We start from the raw sequence: 4,467 nt of genomic DNA on the forward strand, positions 1-4,467 counted from the left end.
AACCCAACCCGACGCCGACCCGCCGACACCAGGACCAGAGACCGACACCCCAGCCGACACCGAATCACCGGAACCCGAACCCGCAGCCACTACCGGCACGCCGACATCCGCGACCCCAGGCCCCGCCTCCAACACCACATGCGCATTCGTCCCACTCAACCCGAAAGACGACACCGCACCCCGACGCGGGCTCCCATCGCCCCGCGCCTCCCACGTCCGCGCCCCGGTCAGCAGTTGCACCGCTCCCGCTGCCCAGTCCACCCGAGCCGACGGCTGGTCCACGTGCAGCGTCTCAGGCATCACTCTGTGGCGCATCGCCTCGACGACCTTGATGATTCCCGCGATGCCGGCCGCTGCCTGGGTGTGGCCGATGTTCGACTTGATCGAGCCCAGATACAGCGGCCGGGTGGTGTCGCGGCCTCGGCCGTACGTGGCTAGGAGTGCGTGGGCCTCGACCGGGTCACCGAGTGGGGTGCCGGTGCCATGGGCTTCGAGGAGGTCGATGTCGGCGCTGGTCAGGCGGGCGTCGGTGAGGGCGTCAGCGATGACGCGTTCCTGCGACGGGCCGTTCGGGGCGGTGAGTTGGCTGCTGGTGCCGTCGGAGTTCACGGCGGTGCCGCGGATCACGGCCAGGACCGGGCGGCCGGCGGCCAGTGCGTCGGACACCCGCTGCACCAACAGCACGCCGACACCCTCGGACCAGATCGCACCGTCCGCGCCGTCCGCAAAGGACTTGCAGCGCGCGGTCGGTGACAGGGCGCGCTGGCGTGAGAACTCCACGAACGGCTGTGGTGTCGCCATGATGCTCGCCCCGGCGGCGACCGCTAGATCGCACTCGCCGGATCGCAGGGCGCGGACCGCCAGATGGAGGGCTACCAGGGAAGACGAACAGGCGGTGTCCACGCTGACCACCGGGCCCTGGAAGCCGAAGGTGTGCGCCAGGCGGCCGGAGGCCACGCTCGCCGCGCTGCCCATGCCGAGCAGCCCCTCGAACTCCTCGGGTATGTCGCGGATGCGGGCCGCGTAGTCGTTGTACATCACCCCCGCGAACACACCCGTCGCACTCCCCCGCAACGACAACGGATCCACCCCAGCCCGCTCCAACACCTCCCACGTCGTCTCCAACAACAACCGCTGCTGCGGATCCGTCGCCAACGCCTCACGCGGACTCATCCCGAAGAAAGCAGGATCAAAATCCGCCACCCCACTCAGAAAGCCACCCTCCCGCACATACGAACGCCCCACCCGACCCGGCTCCGGATCGTAGAGACCCGCCACATCCCAACCACGATCCGACGGAAACCCACCCACCACATCCACACCGTCAGCCACCACACCCCACAAATCAGCAGACGACGACACCCCACCCGGGAAACGGCACGCCATCCCCACAATCGCCACCGGATCGTGGGCCCGGTCTTCGAGCTCTGTCAGCCGCTGCCGCGTCTGCCGCAGCTCGGTCGTCGCCCGCTTCAGATAGTCGCGGAGTTTGTCCTCCGCACCGGCCCCCGTGGTCATGTCAGCCCCAATTCCTCGTCGAGCACGCTGAACAGTTCTTCGTCGGTCGCGCCGTCGAGCGCGGCGGCGGGTGGCGCGTCCGCGCCGGGGCGGCTTCGCAGCCGCAGCAGGTCTTCCAGCCGCCGATCGATCTCCGACCGGCCGGCTCCGTCGCCGGGCAGCGCCGCGACCAGCGTCCGCAGCCGGTCCAGTTCGGCGAGGACGGCGTCCACCGCGGCGGCCGGGCCGTCGTCGAGCCTGTCGTGCAGATGGTCGGCGAGTTCTGCGATCGTCGGGTGGTCGAACAGAAGAGTGCTGGGCAGGCGCAGCCCGGTAGCGGCGGCCAGCCGGTTGCGGAGTTCGACCGCGGTGAGGGAGTCGAAGCCGAGGTCGAGGAGTCCGCTGCGGATCTCCAGTGTCTCGGGGGACGGGTAGGCGAGGACGACGGCGGTGTGCCGCCGCACCAGGTCCAGGAGCACACGGCGGCGTTCCTTCTCGGGGATGCCGGACAGGGTGCTGACAAGGCGGTCCGGGCTCTCGGCCGACGCGCGGCGGGCCGCGCCGTCGGCACCGGTCCGAGAGCCGGCGTTCCGCGCGTTCCCGGTCGGTGCGAAGCCGTGGAGCAGGCCGGGCAGAGTGCCGCCGGCGGCCTGCTCTCGCAGTGCCGAGTTGTCGAAGCTCGCAGTGACCAGGGCGGGCTCCGATCGGAGCAGCGCCGCGTCGAGCAGGGCCACCCCGGTTTCGGCCGACAGTGGGAGAACGCCAGCGCGGCGCATCCGTCCGCCCGCGCCTCGGTCGACGTCCGCGGCCATGCCGCCTTCGGCCTGCCACAGGCCCCAGGCGAGGCTGTGCGCCGGCAGCCCTTCGGCACGCCGCAACGCCGCCAAACCGTCCAAGAACGCGTTCGCTGCCGCGTAATTCGCCTGACCTGCACTGCCCAACGTCCCGGCCAACGACGAGAACAACACGAACGCCCCAAGATCGGCGCCACGAGTCAACTCATGTAAATGCCACGCCGCATCCGCCTTCGGACGCAAGACTGTATCGAAGCTGCCCGGATCGAGGTTCGCGACGAGGGCGTCTTCCAGGGTGCCGGCCGCGTGGAACACCGCGGTCAGCGGGCGTTCGATCGGGATCGCGGCGAGCACAGCGGCGAGTGCGGCGCGGTCGCCGACATCGCACGACGCCCAGATGCCGGTGGCGCCGAGGGTCGCGAGGTCGGCCTGGAGTGCGAGGACCGCCGGGTCGTCGGCCGGTCGTCGGCCGACGAGGAGGAGATCGCGGGCACCGTGGGCAGCTGCCAGGTGGCGGGCCACGACGGCGCCGAGGGTTCCGGCCGCGCCGGTGACGAGGACGGTGCCGGTGCTGAGGTCGGCCGGCGGGTCGGTGTCGACCCCGGCACCGGGGGCCGTACGGACCAGGCGGGGTTCGTGGACGACACCGGCGCGCGCGACCGTCTCGGGCCGGCCGGCGGCCATGAAGGACGGGACGGCGGTGTGGTCGGCCTCCGGATCGGTGTCGGTATCAGAATCGGTATCGACATCGACGAGGAACAACCGGCCCGGTTCTTCCCGCTGCGCGGCCCGGATCAGGCCCCAGACGGCGGCGGCGGGAATGTCGACCGGCAGCCCGTCGGACATGTCGACCGCGCCCACGGTCCGGACGACCAACGGAATCTCCGCCAGTCGGTCTTCGGGGAGCCATGCCTGCAAGACCGCGGTCACGTCCCCGAGGACGGCACGGACCCGGGACGGCAGGTCGAGCGAGCCCCCGATCTCCGTCGCCGGAACCGGCAGCACTACGAACTCCGGCCCCTCACCCCGCTCCACCGCCGCGACGACCTCCGCGACATCCGAGTACTGATCACAATGCTCGAACATCGTGTCGGTCACGGCGCCGAACAGCGCCCAACGCGGCTCCGGATCCGATGCCTCCATCGGATCAGAAGCCTGAGTCGGCAGCGGCACCCAGGTGACGACCGCAGGCGCCGCGGCCCCCGGCCGAGCCGCAGCCAGCCTCGCCGGATCGATCGGGCGGCTGGTCAACCGCTCGACGGTGAACAGCGAGCGGCCCTCCGTGTCAGCCAGGACCAACCGGTAGGCGTCCGTCCCGGTCCGGGTCAGCCGGACGCGCGCGGCGCTGACCGGACCGGAGGCAGTGTCCCCTGACAGCACGAGTCCGGCCCACGAGAACGGCAGCTGCAATTGCCCGTCGTTTACGTTCCGCAGCGCCGCCGGGTGCAGGGCGCTGTCCAGCAGAGCCGGGTGCACCGCGAAGCCGTCGATGTCAGTGCCCTCAGGCAGCGACACCTCGGCGAAGAGATCGTCGTCTCCCCGCGTCCACAGCGCGGTCAGGCCTTGGAACATCGGACCGTAGTGCAGGCCGTGGTCGGCGAGCCTGGAGTAGGCGTCGGCGAGGTCGATGCGCAGCGCGTCAGCCGGCGGCCACGACCCGGCGCTGCCGAGTTCGGGGTCGTCGGGGATCCGTGTCGGGCCTGGAGCAGCGGCACTGTCGGCCAGCGTCCCGGTGGCGTGGCGCAGCCAGGGACCGTCATCGTCGGAGGGCCGCGAATCCACGGTCAGCGAACGGCCGCCGCCCGCGTCGGCCGGTCCGACGCTGACCCGCAGCCGCGAAGCGCCTTCGTCGGGGACGACCAGCGGCGCCTCGATCACGAGCTCTTCGACGGTCGTCCCGGTGTACTCGGCGGCGTTCAGTGCCAGTTCGGCGAGCGCTGCACCCGGCAGCAGGACCGAGTCGAGCACCGCGTGGTCGGCGAGCCAGCCGACGGTGTCGAGGGCCAGGCGGCCGGTGAACACCGTGCCCCCGTCGTCGGCCAGATCCACGACGGCGGCGAGGAGCCCGTGGTGTCCCGGGTCCTGGCCGAGGCCGGTGGCGTCGGTGGGAGTGTCTGGGATGTCGAGCCAGTAGCGGGTGCGTTGGAAGGGGTAGGTGGGCAGGTCGACGTGGGTG

The 4,467-nt window shown here is 71.3% G+C and carries 2 protein-coding genes; both read right to left on the bottom strand.

Translation table 11 applies throughout. The features are described from left to right. Window positions 1–1,518 (bottom strand): beta-ketoacyl synthase N-terminal-like domain-containing protein (locus ACFC09_RS45745; protein ID WP_376539093.1); only part of this gene is annotated, 1,518 nt, incomplete at its 3' end. Then, window positions 1,515–4,467, bottom strand: a 2,953-nt coding sequence (locus ACFC09_RS45750) for an SDR family NAD(P)-dependent oxidoreductase (RefSeq protein WP_376539095.1), incomplete at its 5' end; no start/stop codon positions are given. The genes ACFC09_RS45745 and ACFC09_RS45750, both read right to left, overlap by 4 nt.

This window comes from Streptomyces sp. NPDC056161 (assembly GCF_042268025.1).
Classification (GTDB): Bacteria; Actinomycetota; Actinomycetes; order Streptomycetales; family Streptomycetaceae; genus Streptomyces.